This is a genomic window from Sinorhizobium prairiense, assembly GCF_029201645.2.
Classification (GTDB): Bacteria; Pseudomonadota; Alphaproteobacteria; order Rhizobiales; family Rhizobiaceae; genus Sinorhizobium; species Sinorhizobium meliloti_A.
In genome coordinates this window covers 2,419,588-2,441,338 of record NZ_CP104131.1, presented here as the reverse complement: position 1 = coordinate 2,441,338, position 21,751 = coordinate 2,419,588, and the positions used below count along the sequence as shown (strand labels likewise).

Here is a 21,751-nt window from a genome sequence, read left to right as displayed (position 1 = left end):
CGGGGCAGGGGGGCCGCGCGTCCCGCTCGTTCATTCTGCTGCCGGGCGGAACTGATCGTGCTCGGTGGATTCCTTCATGGCAGTGGTCGACGACTGGCCGCCGGTGATCGCGACCGACACGGCATCGAAATAGCCGGTCCCCACTTCGCGCTGGTGCTTGGTCGCCGTATAGCCGTTGGCTTCGGCTGCGAATTCCGCTTCCTGCAGTTCCGAATAGGCCGCCATCTGCCGGTCCCTGTAGCCTCGCGCCAGTTCGAACATGCCGTAGTTCAGCTGGTGGAAACCGGCGAGCGTGATGAACTGGAACTTGTAGCCCATGGCGCCCAATTCGCGCTGGAACTTGGCGATCGTCGCATCGTCGAGGTTCTTCTTCCAGTTGAAGGACGGCGAGCAATTATAGGCGAGCAGCTTGCCCGGATGCGCCCTGTGCACGCCTTCGGCGAACTTGCGCGCCTGCTCCAGGTCGGGCTTGGAGGTCTCGCACCAGATGAGGTCGCAATGCGGCGCATAGGCGATCGCGCGGGCGATGCAGGGCTCGATGCCGTTCTTCACCTGGTAAAAACCCTCGACGGTGCGGCCGGCATCGTAGTCGACGAAGGGGCGGTCGCGCTCGTCGATATCGGAGGTGAGCAGCTTCGCCGCTTCCGCGTCGGTGCGGGCAATGACCAGCGTCGGCGTACCCATTACGTCGGCGGCAAGCCGTGCCGCGTTCAGATTGCGGATATGCGCCGCGGTCGGGATCAGCACCTTGCCGCCGAGATGGCCGCACTTCTTTTCCGACGCGAGCTGGTCCTCGTAGTGGACGCCCGCCGCACCCGCTTCGATGAAGGCCTTCATGATCTCGAAGGCGTTGAGCGGTCCGCCGAAGCCGGCTTCCGCATCGGCGACGATCGGAGCGAACCAGGTATCGACGGAGAGACCCTTGCCTTCCGCCGTCTCGATCTGATCGGCGCGCTGAAGCGTGCGGTTGATGCGCTTGGCAAGTTCCGGAGCCGCGTTGGCCGGATAGAGCGACTGGTCCGGATACATGGCGGAAGCGGTGTTGGCGTCGGCTGCGACCTGCCAGCCGGAGAGATAGATCGCCTTCAAGCCCGCGCGCACCATCTGCATCGCCTGATTGCCGGAAAGCGCGCCGAGTGCATTGACGAAGTCCTCCTCATGGATGAGCTTCCAGAGGCGGTTCGCACCCATTTCGGCAAGCGAATAACGGATCTCCACCGAGCCCCTGAGCCGCTTCACGTCCTCGGCGGAATAGGGCCGCTCGATTCCGTCGAAGCGCCCCTCCGGCGCATTTGGAACGAGCTTGTAAAAATCAGTCATACTTGCCTCCTCGTGAAATAGCTTCGTCTTCGGCTTTCGTATTTCGGCGCCTCTAAGCCGAAAGATCATGTGACAGTTTTTACATTGCGCTGCATAAACCCGCTACCGAATTCCCGCAGATAGCGGCCAGAAACGGGTTAGCTTGTCTTGTCTTTGACAGTATACGGAAGTAAAGTTGTAAAAGATGTCAAAGCGGATCGTTGCGGAACTTGTAAAGGGAATTACAAATGGCCGAGAACAAGATCTTTGCCGGGCCGCGGGTCAGGCGAATCCGAAACGGTCTTCAGCTGACGCAGACGGCCATGGCCGAGGCGCTTGGCATCTCTCCTTCCTATCTGAACCTCATCGAGCGCAACCAGCGGCCGCTGACGGTGCAACTGCTCTTGAAACTGGCCTCCGTCTACAAGGTCGACCTCGAAGAGCTCCAGGGCGAGGCGGGCAGCGGTCTTGCGCAGCTGCGCGAGGTCTTTGCCGATCCGCTGCTTGCCGGCGAACTGCCGGGGGACCAGGAGCTGGTGGAGGTCGCCGAAGCGGCGCCGAACGTCTCCGGCGGCATCGTCAAACTTCATCGCGCCTACCGCGAACAGGCGTCGCGACTGAGGGATCTCGCCGCCCTGCTGGCGGGCGAGGGACACATGGCGGCACTTGCCGATACGCGCCTGCCGATGGACGAAGTCCGCGAGGCGTTCGAGGCACGGCCCAATCACTTCGCCCGCATAGAGGAGGCGGCGGAGGCCCTGCATGCAAGCCTCTCGCCCGGAGACGATCTTTCAGGCGCAATGAAGGCTTGGCTCAGAAGGGAGCACGGCCTGGCGGTGCGGACGCTGCCGGTGCACGTGATGCCCACCCTGCGCCGCCGCTTCGACCGCCACTCGATGCGCCTCTTCGTCTCCGAACGCCTGTCGCCCTTCGATCAGCTGCGCGAGATCGCGATCGAGGTGGCTTCGATCGCCTGCCATGAGGCGATTGCCGCCGAGCTCGAGCAGTTCCGCTTTACCACGGCGGAAGCGCGGCGCATCGGCCGCTTCGAACTCGCGCGCTATGCTGCCCATGCGCTGATGATGCCCTATGCGGCATTTCTCGCCGCCGCGCAGCGGATGAAATACGATGTGGCTGTCCTGGCGGCGCGTTTCCAGGTTTCCTACGAGCAGGTCGCCAACCGTCTGACGATGCTGCAGCGGCCCGGTGCGGCGGGGGTTCCGTTTTTTCTCATCGAGATCGACAGCGCCGGCAACAGGCTGCGTCGCGCCGGAGCGCAGGGATTTCCCCATGCCCGCTTCGGCGGCGGCTGTCCCAAGCTCAACGTCCAGGCTGCCTTTGCCGTGCCCGGCCAGGTTCTCGTCGATCGCGTCGGAATGCCTGACGGCACCGAATTCATCACTGTCGCACGCACCGTTGACGGTCCGCAGGCCGCCTTCCACGAACGGGTTCGGCGCACGGCGATCCTCGTCGGTTGCGAGGCCGCCTTCGCGAGCGAGATGGTCTATGGCGCCGCCGCGGTCGTGCCGGCGATCGCAATCGGTCCGGCCTGCCGGCTTTGCGAGCGGCAGGGGTGCCTGGCGCGCGCCGAACCGCCGATCACCCGACCGCTCGGTCTCGACGAGATGGCCACCGGGCTGAGCGTCTTCGACTTTCAGTAAGGCCGCGCGAAATGGCACGCAATCCGCAGGCTGATGTCGTCATGACGCCAGCAACTCCCCGAAGCGCTCCCCATCCCTGCGACAAGGACAGGGTGCGGTAAGAGGAGGGAATTTTCGGGTGGAAAACCGCGAACCACTTTTTTCCTGGAACCGCTCTAACTCCTTGAGCTTATCGAGAAAGATGCCTAACCTCCGCATCGGCACGATCAAAAGACGGGGCGTAACGGCACTGGAGAAGAAATTACTGTCCCGAGCCGATAATCAAGAGGGGAGTTGCATGTCCAAACTCATCGTCGCAACCTTGACCACCGCGGTGCTTGCGGGATCGACCATGCTGGCTTCGGCCCAGGAGCGGGTCGTCAACGTCTATAACTGGTCGGACTATATCGATGACAGTATCCTCGAGGATTTCACCAAGGAGACCGGCATCAAGGTCGTCTATGACGTGTTCGACTCGAACGAGATTCTGGAAACGAAGCTGCTCGCCGGCGGTTCCGGTTACGACGTCGTCGTTCCGACGGCCTATTTCCTGCAGCGCCAGATTGCTGCCGGGGTGTTTCAGAAGCTCGACAAGTCGAAACTGCCGAACATTTCCAACATGTGGGACATGGTCATGGAGCGTACCGCGCAGTACGATCCCGGCAACGAATACGCCGTCGACTACATGTGGGGCACGACCGGCATCGGCTACAATGTCGAGAAGATGAAGGAGATTCTCGGCACGGACGAGAAGCCGAACTGGGATGTCATTTTCGACCCGGAGATTGCGGCGAAGTTCAAGGACTGCGGCATCCATCTCCTCGATTCCCCCACCGACATCATGCCTTCGGCGCTCGCCTATCTGGGGCTCAATCCCGACAGCCACGACCAGGCGGACCTCGAAAAGGCAGCCGACCTGCTGATGAAGGTCCGGCCCAATATCCGCAAGTTCCATTCGTCCGAATATATCAACGCGCTCGCGAACGGCGACATCTGCCTCGCCGTCGGCTTCTCCGGCGACGTCTTCCAGGCGCGCGACCGGGCGGCCGAGGCCAAGGCCGGCGTGACCGTCGACTACTCGATCCCGGAGCAGGGCGCGCAGATGTGGTTCGACATGCTGGCTATCCCCGCCGATGCGCCGCATGTCGCCGAGGCGCATGAGTTCATCAACTACATGATGAAGCCGGAAGTCATCGCCAAGGCCTCGAACTACGTGTTCTACGCCAACGGCAACAAGGCCTCGCAGGAGTTCCTCGACAAGGAAGTGCTCGAAGACACCGCCATCTATCCATCCGATGCCGTGATGCAGAAACTCTTCACCACGACGCCCTTCGAGGCCAAGGAGCAGAGGGTATTGACCCGGCTCTGGACCAAGATCGTCACTGGTCAGTAGGAAAACGAATTGCCCGGACCTCAAATCCGGGCAATTTTCTGCATGTTTCTGCGCTCAACTCTCGACGTGTCGGCGCCGGCCATTGCGTATGGGCTGCGCCATTCGAGGATAGATGATGAAGTCTCTCGGAAGTATCCGGCGTTCTTTCGCGCCATGGGCGGACCCCGCCTCCAAGCCTTTCATTTCCGTCAAGAACGTCACCAAGAAGTTCGGTGACTTCACCGCCGTGGACGATCTTTCGCTGAACATCTACACGCGCGAATTCTTCGCCCTGCTCGGCGCTTCGGGCTGCGGCAAATCCACCCTCCTGCGGATGCTGGCCGGTTTCGAGCAGCCGACATCGGGCGAAATCATCCTCGACGGCCAGAGCCTGGCGGGCATCCCGCCCTACCGCCGCCCCGTCAATATGATGTTCCAGTCCTATGCGCTGTTTCCGCACATGACGGTCGAAAACAACGTCGCCTTCGGCCTGAAGCAGGACGGAATGCCGAAAGCGGACATCTCCGAACGCGTCGCGCAGATGCTGAAGCTCGTCAAGCTCGAGAAGTTCGCCAGGCGCAAGCCGCATCAGCTTTCCGGCGGCCAGCGCCAGCGCGTCGCCCTTGCTCGGTCCCTGGCAAAGCGGCCGAAGGTGCTGCTGCTCGACGAACCGCTCGGCGCGCTCGACAAGAAGCTGCGCGAGGAAACGCAATTCGAGCTCATGGACCTCCAGCAGGAACTCGGCCTCACCTTCGTCGTCGTCACCCACGATCAGGAAGAGGCGATGACCATGGCGGATCGCATCGCCGTCATGAGCCACGGCAAGGTCGTCCAGGTGGCGACGCCGGCGGAGATCTACGAAGCGCCGAATTCGCGCTTCGTCGCCGATTTCATCGGCGACGTGAACATATTCGACGGCAAGGTCACCTCGGCCGAAGACGGCTATATACGTGTCGAGACGACGGGCGGTATACCGGTCCGGATGGCGTCGCCGGAAACGCCGGGAAACGGCGCAAAGGCGGCCGTCGCCATCCGGCCCGAGAAGATCAGAATTGGCCGACAGCCGCCGGCGCATGCGCCGGTGAACGCCGCCGAGGGCGAGATATGGGACATCGGCTATCTCGGCGACATGACGGTTTTTCACATCCGGCTGAAGGACGGCAAGGTCGTCAAGGCGTCATCGCTGAACGCGGCGCGGGCGGTCGAGGACCCGCTCGGTTACGACCAGCAGGTCTGGATCTCCTTCGGTGAAGATGCGGGCGTCGTTTTGAAGGATTGAAGCCATGGCGAAACTCGCCTCAGCCATCGTCAGCCGCCTGGTCATCATCATTCCCTATGCCTGGCTCCTGTTCTTCTTCCTCATTCCCTTCTTCATCGTCTTCCGCATCTCGCTGTCGCAGACGGCCGTCGCTATGCCGCCCTATATGCCTGTCTTCGACCTGGCGGGCGGCCTTTCCGGCATCGTGGAGAAGCTCGGCGAATTCTCGCTCGACAATTACATATGGCTGACGGAGGACGTCCTCTATTTCAACGCCTATATATCGAGCGTCGTCATCGCCGCCATCTCGACCCTGCTGACGCTCCTGATCGGCTATCCGATCGCCTATGGCATGGCGAAGGCGCCGCGTTCGCTGCGACCCACGCTGCTGATGATGGTGATCCTGCCCTTCTGGACGAGCTTTCTGATCCGCGTCTATGCCTGGATCGCCATCCTGAAGCCGGAGGGCCTGCTCAACCAGTTTCTGTCGGCGGTCGGCCTGATCGATCAGCCGCTCATCATCCTCAACACCAATTGGGCGATCTATATCGGCATCGTCTATTCCTATCTGCCCTTCATGGTGCTGCCGATCTACTCGGCGCTTGAGAAGATGGACCATTCGCTGACCGAAGCCGCCCAGGACCTCGGCTGCACGCCTGCCGCCGCCTTCTGGCGCGTGACCTTTCCCCTGTCGCTCCCCGGCGTCGTGGCCGGCTGCCTGCTCGTTTTCATTCCGGCTGTCGGCGAGTTCGTGATTCCCGACCTCCTCGGCGGCTCGGAAACGCTGATGATCGGCAAGACCTTGTGGAGCGAGTTCAATTCCAATCGCGACTGGCCGGTTTCGTCTGCCGTGGCGATCATCCTGCTCATGATCCTGGTGATACCCATCGTCTATTTCCAGAACATTCAGGCCAGAACCGACGGCGAGGGGAGGTGAGCTATGGAGAAGTGGTCCCGTTTCAACATCGCCTCGGTCGTTCTAGGCTTCGGCTTTCTCTATCTGCCGATCGTGCTCCTGGTGATCTTCTCCTTCAACGAGTCGAAACTGGTCACCGTCTGGGCGGGCTTCTCGACCAAGTGGTACAGTCAGCTCTGGCATAACCAGGGCCTTCTGGACGCGGCCTGGGTAACGATTCGGGTGGCGCTCCTTTCGGCGACCTGTGCGACCGTCCTCGGAACTCTGGCGGCACTCGCGCTGGTGCGCTACACCCGATTTCGCGGCCGTGTTCTCTTTTCCGGCATGGTCTATGCGCCTCTGGTGATGCCGGAGGTGATCACCGGCCTGTCGCTGCTGCTGCTCTTCGTGGCGATCGGGTTCGACCGCGGTTTCTGGACGATCACGCTCGCCCATATCACCTTCACCATGTGCTTCGTCGCGGTCGTGGTCCAGTCGCGTCTTCTGAGCTTCGACCAGTCGATCGAGGAGGCGGCGCTCGATCTCGGCGCGACCCCGGTCAGGACCTTCTTCGCGATCACGCTGCCGGTGATCGCGCCGGCCGTCTTTTCCGGCTGGATTCTCGCTTTCACGCTCTCGCTCGACGATCTCGTGATTGCAAGCTTCACGACCGGGCCGGGCGCCACGACGCTGCCGATGAAGATCTACAGCCAGGTCCGCCTGGGCGTGACGCCGGAAATCAATGCCATCTGCACGATCCTGATCGGTATCGTCGCTTTGGGTGTGATCGTCGCATCGATCGTCACGAAGCGTCGTGAAGTCCAGCGCGAAAAGGACGAGCGAGCAGCCTTCGCGGCGATTGGTTGAGCGAGGGCATGTTGAGGTTCATCTCGCGTTTGTGACGGCTGCTCGGAGGAGTGCCATCTCTTTTCCTCCTCATCTCTCACGAGCACAGGGGTGAGGAGATCAAACAAGCCGCTGCGAAAACCGCCAATCTCAACAGGCTTCAAAGCACTTCCACGAAAAGTGTGTAACGGTTTTCCGTCCGGAAGTGCATTGTCTCAAAGATGTTACTGTGGACTGAGGAGAACCGACAGCGGTGAGATTACTGCGTTCGGCCAGGAGCCGCCGATGAAGAATTGCAGCGGTTCCTTGCCGGCATCGGGGCCCGCGAGCGTTCCCGCCAGGGCCAGACTGCCGCTTCGATAGGGGACGACGCCGGTCACCGAAATATTGCCGGCGGGGCCGACGAAAGCGGCCCGGTCCAGCCGTGCGGTGCCGTTGCCGAAGCTCGCCTCGATGTCCGCCGTCTGGAACTCGAGCGTGCCGTCGCTTGCCTGCGACAGGGAGAAGAATTCCCCCTTGCGCACGAGATCGGTGAAGGCGTGAACGTCGAAATCGGCGAGCCTGCCGTTGGTGAGCGAATAATCGAGACGGCCGAAGACATCGGCGAGCCCCGTCTCCCAGAGGGGGCGGCCGGTGGCAAGTTCGACGCTGAGAACGCCCCGGCCGGTCGGAACGGGACCCTTGAGGCCGAAGCTGTCGAGGACGGCAGCGAAGTCGGCGTCTTTCAGGTTCATCTGCAGCTTGCCGCCTTGCCCCACCCCTTTTTCCGAGAGCACGGCGCGGCCGCTCAGCCTGCCATTCGCATAGGTGCTGTCGCCGATGTCGAGCGAAACCCGGCTTCCGTCGATCATCACTCCGGCAGCGACATCGGTCAGGTGCAACGGACCGGCCAGGACTTCCTGGGACGACAGCCGGACATCCAGACGCCAGCCCCCGACAAGAGCCTGGGCCATCCGCCATCCGCGGCCGTCCTCCTGTGCCGGCTTCAGCGTTGTCAGGGGCAAGCCGTTGAGGTCGATCCGGTCGAAGGCGAGCGTGCCTTCCACGCGCGGCTCCTTGCCGGAGGGCAATTGCACATCCAGAACGCCCGTCGCCGTGGCTTCGCCGACCGCCAGCTGCAGGTCCTCGAGCTTCAACGCCGTCTCACCGGTGGTCACCCTCGTATCGATACTGAACCCGCCCGGAGGCAATCCCGCATCCGGAGCCCCGCGGTACCAGGCGGCAATGGCTGCCAGTGAAGGTGCGGACATCTGCAGATGGCCGAAGGCGAAAGGCTGGGTCGAGAAATTGCCGGTACCCTCGAACGAAAAGGTCAACGGAGCCGAGGTGAGCGATGTCTTGAGAGCGGCGTTGCGCCTGGCAAAGAGGGCGAGCGGCTCCTCGCATACGAAGGCCCAGCCCACCGCTTCGCCGCCGATGAGCGCGGAGAATTGTGCGCTCAGCCGCCCTCCGAAGGAAGGCCATTTGAGGGTACCGGAAATCCCCGCGACGTCTATGCCCTCACCGGTTGGCGCCATGTGGTCGACAACGCGGAAGCGGCCATTCTCGATGGTGATGTCTCCGAAGGGAGCCTCGTCACGCGGCACGGTATTGCCCGGCGGCACCAGCCAGTCCGGTTTTTGCCAGTTGAACGCGCCGTCGGCCCCGCGCTCGAGCGTGAGGACCGGATCGACGAGCGTGATCTCGTCAAGAGCCTGTTCGCCACGAAGTGCGGAAAGCAGGCTGAACGAAGCGGTGATGCGGCCGATCTCTGCAAGCGGGCGCGGTTCGGGTCCGGTGGAGACGATCGTCGTTGCGGGGAGCGTCACCACGGGTTCCGGCCAGAACCGGACTTCCGGCTCGCCGCTGATCTTGCTTTTCCCGCCCGACCAGTCGTCGAGCATCCGCTCCATCGCCGCGCGGGCCTCGGTCGTCGAAACCACGAGCGGCAGCGCAGCATTGTATGCGGCGGCGAGGGCGATGCCTATGGCGGCCGACCAAACGAGGTGGCGCCGGCGAAGCCGCGCCCACAGGCGCGAACCGCCCAATATCTGGAACATCTTCCTCGTCATTTCGGTCGGACTGCCATCGCCTCGGGTAAGCCGCTTGGATAGGACTTCGGCCTGCATAATGCAAATGCCACTGACATGGAAATGTCGCCGTCGCGATCATGCGGAGCCGCATCCGCACTGTTTGTTCCGCGCTGCAGCATGATATAGAAAAGTCCGAAGAGCGGAGGAAAGCATGCAAGCAGAACGGCCTTTATGGATTCCGGACAGGGAAATTCTCGAGCGCAGCCCGATGGCTGAGTTCATCGCCTGGTGCGGGGAGCGCTTCGGGCGCAGCTTCCCCGACTATGATGCCTTTCACGACTGGTCGGTGACCGAGCGCGGCGATTTCTGGACCGCCGTATGGGAGCATTGCAAGGTGATCGGCGAAGGCGGAGAAAGGGCGCTCGTCGACGGCGACCGGATGCTCGACGCCCGCTTCTTTCCGGAAGCGAAGCTCAATTTCGCCGAAAACCTGCTGCGCAAGTCGGGGACCGGCGATGCCCTGATCTTCCGCGGCGAGGACCAGGTGAGCTATCGGCTGACCTGGGACGAACTGCGCGCCCTGGTGTCGCGTCTGCAACAGGCGCTGAAGGCGCAGGGGATCGGCGTCGGCGACCGCGTCGCCGCTATGATGCCGAATATGCCGGAGACGATCGCCCTCATGCTTGCGACCGCTTCGGTCGGCGCCATCTGGTCGTCCTGTTCGCCCGATTTCGGCGAGCAGGGCGTTCTCGATCGCTTCGGCCAGATCGCCCCCAAGCTCTTCGTCGTTTGCGACGGCTACTGGTATAACGGCAAGCGGCAGGACGTGGACGCGAAGGTGCGTGCGGTGGCCAAGGCGCTCGGGGCGCCGACCGTCATCGTTCCCTATGCGGGAGACAGTGCCGCGCTTGCGCCGACCGTCGATGGCGGGGTGACGCTTGCCGATTTCATCGCCGAATTCCAGGCCGGACCGCTTGCCTTCGAGCGCCTGCCGTTCAGCCACCCGCTCTATATACTGTTCTCCTCGGGCACGACCGGCGTACCCAAATGCATCGTCCATTCTGCCGGCGGAACGCTGCTGCAGCACCTCAAGGAACATCGCTTCCATTGCGGGCTGAGGGACGGCGAGCGGCTGTTCTATTTCACCACCTGCGGCTGGATGATGTGGAACTGGCTGGCCTCGGGCCTCGCCGTAGGCGCCACGCTGTGCCTCTATGACGGCTCACCTTTTTGCCCCGACGGCAACGTGCTCTTCGATTATGCCGCCGCCGAACGCTTCGCCGTGTTCGGCACGTCGGCGAAATATATCGACGCCGTGCGCAAGGGTGGATTCACCCCGGCAAAGACGCACGACTTGTCGTCCTTGCGGCTCATCACGTCCACCGGCTCGCCGCTTTCGCCGGAGGGCTTCTCCTTCGTCTATGACGGCATCAAGGCCGATGTCCAGCTCGCCTCGATTTCCGGCGGCACCGACATCGTCTCCTGCTTCGTGCTCGGCAATCCCCTGAAGCCCGTGTGGCGCGGAGAGATCCAGGGCCCCGGCCTCGGCCTCGCCGTCGATGTCTGGAACGACGAAGGCAAGCCGGTGCGCGGCGAAAAGGGCGAACTCGTCTGCACCAGGGCGTTTCCGTCGATGCCAGTCATGTTCTGGAACGATCCGGACGGTGCGAAGTATCGAGCCGCCTATTTCGACCGCTTCGACAACGTCTGGTGCCACGGCGATTTTGCCGAATGGACGCCGCATGGCGGCATCGTCATCCACGGCCGCTCCGACGCGACATTGAATCCCGGCGGCGTGCGCATCGGCACGGCGGAAATCTACAACCAGGTCGAACAGATGGATGAAGTCGCCGAAGCACTCTGCATCGGCCAGGACTGGGAGGACGATGTCCGCGTCGTCCTGTTCGTGCGGCTGGCCTCCGGAGTCGAGCTGACCGAAGGACTGACAAGGGAGATCAGGAACCGCATCCGGTCCGGCGCCTCGCCGCGGCACGTGCCGGCGAAGATCATCGCCGTCGCCGACATCCCTCGCACCAAGTCCGGCAAGATCGTCGAACTGGCTGTGCGCGACGTGGTGCACGGCCGACCGGTCAAGAACAAGGAAGCGCTGGCGAACCCGGACGCTCTCGACCTCTTCGCGGGGCTGGAGGAACTCAAGAGCTGAATTCGTCTATGACCTGCGTTCGAGCGACCGGGACACGAGGATGACGGGGACCATCCCGGCCAGGACGATGATCATCGCCGCAACGGAGGCGTCTTCCACCTTCGCCCGCGAGGCATCCTCGTAGACCAGCGTCGCGAGCGTATTGAAATTGAACGGACGCAGCATGATGGTCGCGGAAAGCTCTTTCATCGTCTCTATGAAGACGAGGAGCGCGGCCGTCAGCACTGCGGGCCGCATCATGGGCAGGAGGACCGCCCGCAGCGTCTGGCCGCTCGTGCGTCCGAGCGCGCGTGCGGCCATGTCCAGATGCGGCGACAGTTTCTGGAAGCCGGCCTCGAGCGTCCCTTCCGCCATGGTCAGGAACCGGACCGTGCAGGCATAGATGATGGCAAAGCCGGTGCCGCTCATGAGCAGGCCGGTGGAAATCCCGAAAAGCCCCCGCATCTCGGCGTCGATGGCGTTGTCCAGGGCCGCGAGCGGAAAGAGCACCCCGATTGCCAGGACCGTCCCGGGCACGCCATAGCCGAAGGAGGCGAGCCGCCCGGCGATATCGCTGATGCGCGAACGCCCGGTGCGCGCGGCATAGGCGAGCACGAAACCCAGGAGCACGGTCGCAAACGCCGTCAGGCCGGAGACGAGGATGCTGTGCAGCAGCGCACTCAGGAGGCGCGGCGCCAGGAACTGGTCGAGGCGTTTCAGGGCATAGTCGCCCAGAACGAGGAAGGGAACGGCAAAGCCCGACAGTGTCGGCAGAAGGCAGGCGGCCGTCGCTGCCCATTTCTTCCAGCCGGAAAGTTTCAGCCGCGCGGCATCGTGAACTGCGGCCGTGGTCTTCTGGCTCGCAAAGCGCTGTCTGCGGCGCGCCGCCCTCTCGACCATCATCAGCGCGATGACGAAAACCAGCATGATGCAGGCGATCTGCGCCGCGCCGGCGAGGCTGCCGCGGTTGAGCCAGGTGTCGAAGATGGAGAAGGTCAGGGTCTGCACGCCAAGAAATTCGACCGCCCCGATATCGTTCAGCGTTTCCATGGCAACGAGCGTGAGGCCGATCATGATCGCCGGCCGCGCCATCGGAAGCTGGACGCGAAAGAAGACCTTCAGCGGTCCGGCGCCGAGCGTCCGGGCTACGTCCGCGGCAGCGCGGCCCTGCATGAGGAACATGGAGCGGCAGGCGAGATAGATATAGGGATAGAGCACCGAGCTCAGCACGAGCACGGCCCCGCCGAGGGAGCGCACGTCGGGAAACCAGTAATCGCGGCTCGTCTGAAATCCGAAGAGGGCTCGGATCAGACCCTGCACAGGGCCGGTGAAGGTGAGCAGCTCCCCGAAGGCATAGGCCGAAAGATAGGCCGGTATGGCAAGCGGCAGCACCAGGGCCGCGGAAAGGAAGCGGCGTAACGGAAATTCATAGGTTGCCACCAGCCAGGCGGTGACGATGCCGATCACGGCGGTGGCGGTGCCGGTGAACAGGACCAGGAGAAGCGTGCGACCGGTTGCGCGCGGGATCACGTTTTCGATGAGATGCGGCCAGTCTGCGGTGCCGCCGGAAATGGCGAGCCACGCAATGGCAAGAATCGGCATGAGCACGACGGCGGAGGCGAGTCCGGCCCAGCCGGTGAGCAGCGGATGGTGAAGGCCGGTGCCGGAGCTGGCGTAGCGCCGCTTGAGGCTTTTGGCGGTGAAGTGCAAACGATCCGTCCGAAGCAATGCCGATCGAAATGACGAGTGAGGAAACGGCCCGCAGTTTCCTCAACCTTCGAGAACCGACAAACTGGTTCCTTCAGGTCAACATTTCCTTACAGCATTCGGTTTCAATTGGCCAAGACGCGTTGTGAGGGAAAGGATATTTCCACCAGTGTGCCCTCGTTCGGGGCCGAAGTGATGGCAAACTGCGCTCGGTTCGCTTCCGCCATCGCCTTCGTCAGCGGCAGGCCGAGGCCGGTGCCATCGCCACGCTTGCGGCCGCCGGTCGTGACCTGACGGAAGGGCTTCATCGCCTGGTCGAGCTCGTTGCGGGTCATGCCGATGCCGGTGTCGCGGATTCTCAGCATGACGCTGCCATTGGCCTCGTAGGACGTCGACACGACGATCTGGCCGCCCGACGGCGTAAAGCGGATGGCATTCGCGAGGATGTTCAGGGCGATCTGCTTGATCGAACGGTCGTCGGCGACGACTTCCGGCACGGAGCCCGACAGCGAGGTGCGGATGATCACGCGCTGGCTATTGGCCTGCGGCTGCACCAGCGACACGGCCTCGGAAACGGCCTCATTGAGATCAACGGCGCCGAAGTCGAGATCCATCTCGCCGGCCTCGATCTTCGAGATGTCGAGCAGATCGTTGACGATGTCGAGGACATGCCGTCCCGACCGGCCGATGTCGCCGGCATATTCGATATAGCGCGGATGGCCGATGGGGCCGAAATGCTCGCTGGCCATCATGTCGGAAAACCCGATAATGGCGTTGAGCGGCGTGCGGATCTCGTGGCTGACCCGGGCCAGGAATTCCGTCTTGTGAGCATTTGCCGTCTCGGCGGCGCGCTTGGCGTTGCGAAGTTCCTCTTCGGTCCGCTTCCACTGGGTGATGTCGCGGATGACGGCGCAATAACCATTGGAGGAGGAGAGCCGGCCGATGGTCATGAACAGCGGAATGAAGCCGCCGGCGGCCTCGCGGCCGATCACTTCCCGGCCATCGTTGAGCACGCTTGCGACGCCGTGGCCGGAAAGGCCCTGGAGATAGTCGATCACCGCCTTCTGGCTCTCATGGGCGAAGAGCGCGGCGAACGGCTTTCCGCGCATATCGGCCTCGTCATAGTCGAAAAGCGCGCTTGCGGAGCGGTTCATCGTCCGGATGTCGCCGTCCCGTCCGAGGACCACGACCCCATCGGTCGCGGTTTCCAGAATCGATCGGAGCTCGTCGATCTCCATCCGGAGCCGGCTTGCTTCTGCCGCTCCTTCGTCTTCGAGCGCCTGCTTCTCGGCTTCGCTTGCGCCGGCCGGGGTCAGCGCAAGCATCAGCGCGCTCTTTCCTTCCCAGCGGATCGAATGCAGGTGGGCGCCGACGGGAACGAGCCTGCCATCCTTGCGGACCAGCGTCATGGTTCCGTTCGGCTTTGCCGCGCCTGCCTCGTTTCCGAGAGCGAACAGGGCCTCTAGGCCACCCTCCTGCTCGAAGGCTTCGAGATCCTCATATCCGGTCAGCCGCAGGAATTCCGCATTGGCATGCAGCAAGGCGTCGCCATGGTGAACCAGCAACGCGACCGGCAGCCTGTCGAGGATCTCGCTGCTCATGGCTGCGCCGTTGCGTGCGGCGAGGCCGGGCTCCGTTGCCGCAGCAGGGGTCTCGCCCGCCGGCGTCGCATCGTGCCGTCCGCCTGGCGCCTCGGCTTCCTCCGTCTGTCGGCTTTCTTCCATGGCAGCCGGCGTGCTCAGGGAGGTGTCCGTTGCGTGCCGGCCTTCGGATTTGCCCTCCTGCGGCAGCGGTTGAGGGGCGAAATGCTCGCCGAGCTGCCTTGCAATCTCGCGGAAGGCCGCCTGCTCGCCGCGGGTCAGCGCGCCGGCTCCCGCCGGTCGGCGCTCGTCGAGGTCGATGACCTTGTCGGAGGCCTGCCGTCCGGCCGTTTCGACGACCCGCAGCGCGGGCTGTTCGCCGCGGAAAGGGTCTTCCGATACGTCCTGTGCAACCTCGGCCGCATCTTTCCCGCTCTCGGCGGCAGGGCCGGTCCTGGAGCCAGCTTCAGCCTGCGGCGCATCGGCGCCCTCAGCCGACATGTCGCTTGAAGCCTGCGCGATCTGCGCCGGTGCCGGCCGGTCGAGCGAAAGCCCGGCCGCCTTCGCGTCCGGCACGGCGTCGGCGACCCTGACAATGCCGAAGCCGCGGAAGCCGTCGAACTCGCGCGAACGGGAATAGGTGGGAAGGGCGGCGAGATCGACCGGCACCTTGAGATTGGTTCCCTGGACCGGCCAGAAGATCGTTTTGCCGGACCAGGTATCGCGGCGGTGCAGAAGCTCGTTGATCTTGTCGTCGGGGTCGAGATCGTAGCGGTCGGCGAGATCGGTGAAGGTCACGCCGATCACGTCGGCGGCCTTCGGGCCGACGGCTGACGCGAACTCTTCGGAGATTTCGCTGAAACGTCCCTCCGCGTCGATCTTCCAGACGAACCGAACCGCCCGTCCGCCGGCCGCAAACGCAAAGTCGGCGGTTTCGCCGCCACGATTCGCATCGCCAGCCGGTTCGCCGGAAGCCGGTTCGGCTTCAAGCGGCGTTTCAGGCTCGGCGAGATCGGCCGCCTCGGCCTCGTCCTTCGGAGCGAGCTCCCCTTGCGCATCCTCCGCGGTGCCGTTCTCGACAGGCACTTCGTGTTCTCTCGCTGCAGCCGCCTCCGGGGCCTCGGCTTCCTCAACGGGCGCCTCCGCCTGGTCCGTCTCCGCCGGTGTCGCGGACGGAGGAACCGCCTCTCGTGTTTCGCTCGACGGCGCAGGTGCGGCGGGGATCGCCTGCTCCTGCGCTGTTTCGCCGACGGCCTCTCCGGTCTCCGGTTTTTCGAGGATTGCCTCCACCGCGAAGAGCAGGTGGAGGGCCGGGTGGTCCGAAATCTTGCCGACTGCAGCCGGCAGGCGCCCTTTTTCCGTCGCGACCGGACGCTTGATCAGGCGATCCTTGTCGTTCGCAGCGGCTGCAACGAGCGTTCGGCGAATATCCGCCGAAAGGCCAAGACTCTCGAAGCCGGGCGAGCCGGCAATGATGGACCCGTCGCTATCGAGCACGGCCATGTGCGTGTCCGGGCCGTCGAGCCCGGCAATCATAGCCTCTGCGCGGGCCTCGGCCGAAAGCGCCTTGCCGTTGTTCGGCGCGGTGAACAAAATTGCCTCTTCCCCGGGCGCGATGCGGATCATCTCCACGGCGGCGTTGAGCGGAAGCCGGCGAAAGCCCGATGCCATACGGATCAGAAGCTGCCGGCGGTCCCCGACGGCCGCGAGCTGCGCCGCGGCGGCGCGCAGCTGGCGAAGCGAAAGATCGCTCGGATCGAGGTCGGTATCGATGAAATCGTAGACCGAGGCCGTCCCGAACAGCTTTGCGCCCTGGTCGTTGGCCCATAGCACCCGCGCGACACTCTTCGAAAAAGGACGGACGCATCCCCCGGGCAAAATGCTCCCGCACCCGTGCATGCACGGCAATGTCGATGAAGGGGTACTGTCTTTCGGGCATCGGCAGACCTACTGACGGATCGCTTGCGCGTTAACGCTCTATTAATACCCAGCCCATCGGCGAGGGTCCAGCAACGGTGCGGCCTCGGCCACGTCTTTCGGCGCGGAAGGTTAATGTGCACGGTTTATTGTGCGATGCACAAATTTATTGCAACGCACAACAAAATCGGCTATAGAACCGTCATCAATCAAAACGGCGCCTCTGAAGAGGGCCACACCAAGGAGCGCATGAAATGGCTACCAGGAAGACCGAAGACGCATTTTCCCTCTCTTTCGACCCGACCAAGTTTGCCGACAGCTTCCGCGAGTTCGCCGAAAAGGGCGCCGCGCAGTCGAAGGAAGCCTACGCCAAGATGAAGACCGCGACCGAGGAAGCAGCGAAGACTGTCGAAGCGACGGTCGAGAGCGCTCAATCGGGCACCGTCGAACTCGGCCTCAAGGCCATCGACGCGCTGCGCACCAATGCCGAAAGCTCGCTCTCGCACATGGAAGCTCTGCTCGGCGTAAGGTCGCTCTCCGAACTCGTCGAACTGCAGACCGCCTTCATCCGCAAGCAGGCAGAGCTTGCCGTCGAGCAGGCGAAGACGATGCAGGAAGCAACGCGCAAGGTCGCCGAGAACGTTGCCAAGCCCGGCAAGGATGCCGCGGAAAAGGCGATGTCCAGCCTCAAGAAGGGCTGATCGGCCGCGCCGTATCAATCGGATTCGAAGCAAAGACCGGGTGGCTTGCCATCCGGTCTTTTTGCTGGATAATCTGAACTTAAGGCTTGCAAATCGGTGTGAGTGACCGTATGTGAGCCGCCAAGCGACGACCCGAATAACATTGGAGTCGCCTGTCGAGTGCGGTTGTAGCTCAGTTGGTTAGAGCGCAGGTTTGTGGCACCTGAGGTCGGTGGTTCGAGACCACCCAACCGTACCATTTCTTTCAAGACATACCCTTCCAGCCGGTCCACGATCCGCAAGGCTCGTGTTTGTGGTCGAACGCCCAGGCGGCGAAAGAGCCGATAGGTTATTACCGTGCTTCCGGAGGAAGTGGGGGCAGTAGCTGCTCCACGAACATCGCAAAAAGTTCCCGCTGGCTCGAGATGTTCAGTCTCTTGTAGATGTTCTGCCTATGCAGTTTGACGGTTCCTTCCGTCACGGAGAGTATCTGTCCAATCGCATAATTGCTGTTCCCCCTCAGAATAAGCTGCACGATTCGCCGCTGCTGGTAAGTAAGGCGATCCTCGCAAAACGAAGCGAAGGCCGTCTCCATGAGGTCGTCCAGACGGAGCTGACGGTCATTCGCGCGCGCATCGCGCCAGTGCGAGCGCACCGTTTCGCGAACGAAGGGCTCGATCTGCTTCAGTCTTTCCCCTCGTCGGCTGAAAAGGGAAGGCCTTGCGAACGCATGAGCGAATACACGGCATTGAAGCCTCCCTCCAGCGGGATGAGAAAGCCGATTTCCTCCACGAGTGAGCCGGCCTGCATGGAGATGCAGGGGTGAACCTCTCTGGAACTGTAGAATTCGGAATCGAAGAATTCGTCCGGGGCGAGCTCCCGCATTCGCCAGATCCCCGGCTGAAGGTTCTCTGTGCAGGCAGTGTAGAAAGGGTCGAACAGATATGCGCCGTCGAGATAGGCTTTGAGCGCCGAGGCCTCGGCATGCTGCCGATAGCCGTCGTGCAAGAGCAGCGGCCTTGAATCAAAGGGGAAGCCGAAGATCGCCGACAGGTCGAACGGTGCCACTCTCGCGAGCATGTCGTCCAGCGCGTCCGGCAATGTCGGCCTGCCGATCTGTCCCACGACAGTGGCAATGGCCGATAGGTCTGGCACTTCGGTCTTCTGCACTCGATCCTCGTTGCGTCGGGGATGTGGCCCCGACCTTATCACCTTTGGAATATAGACTGCTTCGTCACGCTGCGGCAATCTGACCAAGTGGAACAAGCATCATAGCTGCCTTAGCCGACCGGGACATCAAGACGCCGAGAGAGCCGTCCTCCAGTCCGCGCCGGCAGGCAGCACGACGACGGCTGGAGGAGCACGTGGCTGGTCGACTGGACGGAAAAATTGCGCTTATCAGCGGCGGGGCAGGGGGTGTGGTCTCGCCGCCACCGAACTTTTCGCTCGGGAGGGCGCAGCGGTCGGGATCGTGGATCTCCCGCAGAGCGATGGCGAGGCCATCGCCGCCCGCCTCCGCAGCGAGGGCTTCAGAGCGGCATTCGCCTCGGCCGACGTGTCGGACGAACGTCAGGTAACGCAAGCGGTGGAGAGGGTTTCGGGAGAACTCGGACCGATCACGGTCCTGTTCAATCACGCGGGCACCATCGTCATTCGGCCGTTTCTGGAGACCACGGTCGACGAGTGGGACCGGCTGATGGCCGTCAACGTGCGCAGCATGTTCCTTATGACCCGCGCCGTCCTTCCCCAGATGATCGACGCCGGAGGCGGATCGATCGTCTGCACCTCTTCCATATCGGCGGTGGCCGCAACGCCGATGGAGGTCCTTTACAATACGACCAAGGGGGCGTGCCACATGTTCGCCCGATCCGTCGCCGTGGAGTTCAGGGATCGGAACATCCGGTGCAATGCGGTTTGCCCCGGTTTCATCCAGACGGCGCACGGCCAAAGGGAAGTCGAGGAGTTGACCCGCTACGGGGTCGATGTCTCCGAGGCGGCGATCGCCGCCCAGCAGGGGCGGATGTGCCGGCCGGACGAGGTCGCCAAGGCCGCACTTTATCTTGCGAGCGACGACGCAAGCTTCGTCAGCGGCGCCCATCTGTTCGTCGACAATTGTTTTACAGCGGTGTGAGGGGAGAAACATGGCTTTCGAGAAAGGTGGAGTCTGGCGGAACTGGGTAGGCAATCAGTACTGCGTATCGCAATACAAGGCCTCGCCCGAAACCGAATCCGAACTGGCCGAGCTGGTCGCAGAGGCGGACAGGCGGGATCTCGGAGTGCGCGTTTCGGGTTCGGGCCACTCCTTCACGCCGGTCGTCGGGACCAGCGGTCTCCTTTTGTCGCTGGCAAATCTCAGGGGCGTTCAGAACGTCGACAAGGCGCGCAAGCAAATTACCGTAGCAGGCGGAACGCGCATCAACGAGGTGGGCAAGACGCTGAAGCAGCACGGACTGTCGCTGATCAATCAGGGCGATATCGACAGCCAGGCGGTGGCCGGCGCCTTTACCACCGGAACCCACGGGACCGGGATCAAGCTCGGAAACATGGCGTCTTCGATCGCCGGGATGAGGATCGTCAAGGCGAACGGGGAAATTCTCGACATCGATGGGAGCAACGAAGAACTGCTCCACGCGGCCCAGGTCTCGGTCGGCACGCTCGGCGTCATCTCCTCCATGACGCTCAACGTCATGGACGCCTATAACCTGCACGAGCGGCTGTGGCGTGACGACTTCGAGACCTGCATGGAGCGCCATGACGAACTGGCCGCAAATCACCGGCATTTCGGATTTTTCTGGTGCCCGACGCCGGAAAGCCGTCACCTCTACTGCCTGCCGGATACCTCGGCCGTCTCGTCCACGAACAAATTGGCCGATGTCTGCGAAATGAAGGTGATGGATATCACCGACGCGGCGCCCATGGAGAGCGAGTTCGAAAAGATCGCCTACAGTTCGGAAGTCTATCCCATCGAATACGTCCCCAACTTCGTCGAACTCGAATATGCGGTGCCCCTCGAACACGGCAAGGCAGCGGTCAGAGCCGTGCGCGATCTCATGCTCAACAAGCATACGAACTGCATCTATCCGATCGAATATCGCTTCACCGCCGGCGATCCGGCGTGGATGAGCCCCTTCCATCACCAGGACAGCATCACGCTTTCCGTCTCGGGGGGCCCGGGGATCGATTACTGGGCGTTTCTGAAGGACGTCGACCAGATCCTGCGCGGATACGACTCGCGGCCGCATTGGGGGAAGATGCATTTCCTCGACACCGACGATGTGACGCATCTCTATCCGCGCGCCGGGGACTTCCGTTCGCTACGAAGGGAACTGGACCCGAAGGGGCGCTTCCTGAACGACCATCTGAAGATGCTGCTCGGCTGACGTTCATGATGTCAGGTCGAGTTCAGACGCGGGATGCGGGCGAAACCGCATACAGTTTTCCTCACCCCGCTCTAAACGAATATCTGATGCTCCGCCGTCACCAGTTCCTGCAGAAACGCTGCGACCGTACGCACGCGCACCAGGTCGCGGGCGCTCTCGTGATAGGTCGTCCAATAGGCGCGGCGGATCGTCGTTTGGGGGAGCAGGCGTACAAGCTCCGGATATTGCCGGGCGATGTAGTTATGCAGGATGCCGATGCCAGCGCTGGAGCGGGCGGCTTCGGTCTGGCCGGTGGCGCTTGAGATTTCGAAGGAGGCGTTCCAGCTGCGCATGACCTCGCTGGAGAAATTGAGCGACGGTGTGAAGATCAGATCCTCCACATAGCCGATCCGCCGATGGTTCTTGAGATCGTCGACAGTCCCGGGTGTGCCGTAGCGGCCAAGATATTCTGCCGATGCGTAGAGGCCCAGTGTATAATCGGTAAGCTTGGACGAGACGAGCCGCCCCTGTTCCGGCCGTTCGATGGTAATCGCGATATCGGCCTCGCGCTGCGACAGCGAGAAGGAGCGCGGAACAGGAACGAGCTGGAGCTTCAATTCCGGGTAACGTGCCGTGAGCCGCCCGAGACGCGGCGCCAGGAACGAGACGCCGAAACCATCAGGGGCGCCGATGCGCACCGTGCCCGCGATCGCCGTATCGATCCGCCCGACCTGCGATTGGGCGGCGAGCATCTCGGTTTCCATGCGCTCGGCCGCGGCAAAGAAGACCTCGCCTTCGGCCGTTAGTTCGCAGCCGTTGGGACGCCGGATGAGGAGCTTCGCTTTCAGCTTTTCCTCGAGTGCGGTAACCCGCCGGCTGAGCGTCGCGTGATTAATGCCGAGCCTTTTCGAGGCGGCGAGGATCTGGCCCGTCCGCGCGACGGCCAGAAATACCCGGACGTCGTCCCAGTTCATGCGAGCGCTTTCATGGACTTTAATTTGCGCACAACGGTTCCTGAAATTCGGAAATTGAATTGTTGAAAT

15 protein-coding genes, 1 tRNA gene and 1 pseudogene are annotated in these 21,751 nt (G+C 62.8%); 10 read left to right on the top strand and 7 right to left on the bottom strand.

The window, feature by feature from the left end; all coding sequences use genetic code 11:
- Positions 1-30: 30 nt before the first annotated feature.
- The gene (gene aceA, locus N0Q91_RS14435; protein WP_100669517.1) at positions 31-1,320 is read right to left on the bottom strand and encodes an isocitrate lyase; all 1,290 of its coding nucleotides are present in this window, start codon (positions 1,318-1,320) and stop codon (positions 31-33) included.
- Between the two features lie 227 nt (positions 1,321-1,547).
- On the opposite strand from aceA, the gene N0Q91_RS14430 reads away from it, so the two are divergent.
- From N0Q91_RS14430 to N0Q91_RS14410, 5 genes are all read left to right on the top strand, one after another.
- Entirely contained in the window at positions 1,548-2,960 is a 1,413-nt protein-coding gene (locus N0Q91_RS14430; RefSeq protein ID WP_275596740.1) for a helix-turn-helix domain-containing protein, read from the top strand.
- Positions 2,961-3,237: 277 nt separating this feature from the next.
- Positions 3,238-4,332 carry a polyamine ABC transporter substrate-binding protein gene (locus N0Q91_RS14425; RefSeq protein WP_018094267.1) on the top strand — a complete coding sequence of 365 codons (1,095 nt, stop codon included), beginning with the start codon at positions 3,238-3,240 and terminating at the stop codon, positions 4,330-4,332.
- 115 nt (positions 4,333-4,447) lie between these two features.
- Positions 4,448-5,590 (top strand): ABC transporter ATP-binding protein, encoded by a 1,143-nt coding sequence (locus N0Q91_RS14420; protein WP_275596739.1) that lies wholly within the window; start codon positions 4,448-4,450, stop codon positions 5,588-5,590.
- Positions 5,591-5,594: 4 nt separating this feature from the next.
- Complete coding sequence (locus tag N0Q91_RS14415; protein ID WP_275596738.1) at positions 5,595-6,506, top strand: ABC transporter permease subunit; 912 nt, start codon at positions 5,595-5,597, stop codon at positions 6,504-6,506.
- A gap of 3 nt (positions 6,507-6,509) precedes the next feature.
- Positions 6,510-7,331, top strand: a complete 822-nt coding sequence (locus tag N0Q91_RS14410) for an ABC transporter permease subunit (RefSeq protein ID WP_100669509.1) — start codon at positions 6,510-6,512, stop codon at positions 7,329-7,331.
- A 203-nt stretch (positions 7,332-7,534) separates the two neighbouring features.
- On the opposite strand, the gene N0Q91_RS14405 is transcribed toward N0Q91_RS14410, so the two are convergent.
- The gene (locus N0Q91_RS14405) at positions 7,535-9,361 is read right to left on the bottom strand and encodes an AsmA family protein (protein ID WP_275596737.1); all 1,827 of its coding nucleotides are present in this window, start codon (positions 9,359-9,361) and stop codon (positions 7,535-7,537) included.
- A 172-nt stretch (positions 9,362-9,533) separates the two neighbouring features.
- On the opposite strand from N0Q91_RS14405, the gene N0Q91_RS14400 reads away from it, so the two are divergent.
- Positions 9,534-11,486, top strand: coding sequence for an acetoacetate--CoA ligase (locus tag N0Q91_RS14400; RefSeq protein ID WP_275596736.1), 1,953 nt, complete (start codon positions 9,534-9,536; stop codon positions 11,484-11,486).
- Between the two features lie 6 nt (positions 11,487-11,492).
- Here the strand turns inward: N0Q91_RS14400 and N0Q91_RS14395 are convergent, their stop codons facing one another.
- Both N0Q91_RS14395 and N0Q91_RS14390 read right to left on the bottom strand, forming a co-directional pair.
- Entirely contained in the window at positions 11,493-13,175 is a 1,683-nt protein-coding gene (locus N0Q91_RS14395; RefSeq protein ID WP_275596735.1) for an ABC transporter permease, read from the bottom strand.
- A gap of 122 nt (positions 13,176-13,297) precedes the next feature.
- Positions 13,298-16,585, bottom strand: a complete 3,288-nt coding sequence (locus N0Q91_RS14390) for a PAS domain S-box protein (RefSeq protein WP_375341880.1) — start codon at positions 16,583-16,585, stop codon at positions 13,298-13,300.
- A gap of 338 nt (positions 16,586-16,923) precedes the next feature.
- Here N0Q91_RS14390 and phaP1 point away from each other — a divergent pair, with 338 nt between their 5' ends.
- Positions 16,924-17,370, top strand: a complete 447-nt coding sequence (phaP1, locus tag N0Q91_RS14385) for a phasin PhaP1 (protein WP_003527110.1) — start codon at positions 16,924-16,926, stop codon at positions 17,368-17,370.
- A 161-nt stretch (positions 17,371-17,531) separates the two neighbouring features.
- Positions 17,532-17,608, top strand: a tRNA-His gene (locus tag N0Q91_RS14380).
- 93 nt (positions 17,609-17,701) lie between these two features.
- Here the strand turns inward: N0Q91_RS14380 and N0Q91_RS14375 are convergent.
- Together N0Q91_RS14375 and N0Q91_RS14370 are read right to left on the bottom strand one after the other, a co-directional pair.
- Entirely contained in the window at positions 17,702-17,944 is a 243-nt protein-coding gene (locus tag N0Q91_RS14375) for a response regulator transcription factor (protein ID WP_275596734.1), read from the bottom strand.
- An 89-nt stretch (positions 17,945-18,033) separates the two neighbouring features.
- The gene (locus tag N0Q91_RS14370) at positions 18,034-18,519 is read right to left on the bottom strand and encodes a hypothetical protein (protein ID WP_275596733.1); all 486 of its coding nucleotides are present in this window, start codon (positions 18,517-18,519) and stop codon (positions 18,034-18,036) included.
- Between the two features lie 194 nt (positions 18,520-18,713).
- Between N0Q91_RS14370 and N0Q91_RS14365 the strand changes: the two are divergent.
- A pseudogene (locus N0Q91_RS14365) lies at positions 18,714-19,480 on the top strand (SDR family NAD(P)-dependent oxidoreductase).
- Between the two features lie 10 nt (positions 19,481-19,490).
- The gene (locus tag N0Q91_RS14360; protein WP_275596732.1) at positions 19,491-20,729 is read left to right on the top strand and encodes an FAD-linked oxidoreductase, L-gulonolactone oxidase family; all 1,239 of its coding nucleotides are present in this window, start codon (positions 19,491-19,493) and stop codon (positions 20,727-20,729) included.
- 71 nt (positions 20,730-20,800) lie between these two features.
- Here the strand turns inward: N0Q91_RS14360 and N0Q91_RS14355 are convergent, their stop codons facing one another.
- Positions 20,801-21,682 carry a LysR family transcriptional regulator gene (locus N0Q91_RS14355; protein WP_100669493.1) on the bottom strand — a complete coding sequence of 294 codons (882 nt, stop codon included), beginning with the start codon at positions 21,680-21,682 and terminating at the stop codon, positions 20,801-20,803.
- Between the last annotated feature and the right edge of the window lie 69 nt (positions 21,683-21,751).

Excerpts from the sequence above, each read along its gene's own strand:
- N0Q91_RS14360 (WP_275596732.1), top strand. The coding sequence starts at position 19,491 with ATGGCTTTCGAGAAAGGTGGAGTCTGGCGGAACTGGGTAGGCAATCAG.
- phaP1 (WP_003527110.1), top strand. The coding sequence starts at position 16,924 with ATGGCTACCAGGAAGACCGAAGACGCATTTTCCCTCTCTTTCGACCCG.
- aceA (WP_100669517.1), bottom strand. The coding sequence starts at position 1,320 with ATGACTGATTTTTACAAGCTCGTTCCAAATGCGCCGGAGGGGCGCTTC.
- N0Q91_RS14415 (WP_275596738.1), top strand. The coding sequence starts at position 5,595 with ATGGCGAAACTCGCCTCAGCCATCGTCAGCCGCCTGGTCATCATCATT.
- N0Q91_RS14375 (WP_275596734.1), bottom strand. The coding sequence starts at position 17,944 with ATGGAGACGGCCTTCGCTTCGTTTTGCGAGGATCGCCTTACTTACCAG.
- N0Q91_RS14430 (WP_275596740.1), top strand. The coding sequence starts at position 1,548 with ATGGCCGAGAACAAGATCTTTGCCGGGCCGCGGGTCAGGCGAATCCGA.
- N0Q91_RS14355 (WP_100669493.1), bottom strand. The coding sequence starts at position 21,682 with ATGAACTGGGACGACGTCCGGGTATTTCTGGCCGTCGCGCGGACGGGC.
- N0Q91_RS14410 (WP_100669509.1), top strand. The coding sequence starts at position 6,510 with ATGGAGAAGTGGTCCCGTTTCAACATCGCCTCGGTCGTTCTAGGCTTC.
- N0Q91_RS14425 (WP_018094267.1), top strand. The coding sequence starts at position 3,238 with ATGTCCAAACTCATCGTCGCAACCTTGACCACCGCGGTGCTTGCGGGA.
- N0Q91_RS14400 (WP_275596736.1), top strand. The coding sequence starts at position 9,534 with ATGCAAGCAGAACGGCCTTTATGGATTCCGGACAGGGAAATTCTCGAG.
- N0Q91_RS14420 (WP_275596739.1), top strand. The coding sequence starts at position 4,448 with ATGAAGTCTCTCGGAAGTATCCGGCGTTCTTTCGCGCCATGGGCGGAC.
- N0Q91_RS14405 (WP_275596737.1), bottom strand. The coding sequence starts at position 9,361 with ATGACGAGGAAGATGTTCCAGATATTGGGCGGTTCGCGCCTGTGGGCG.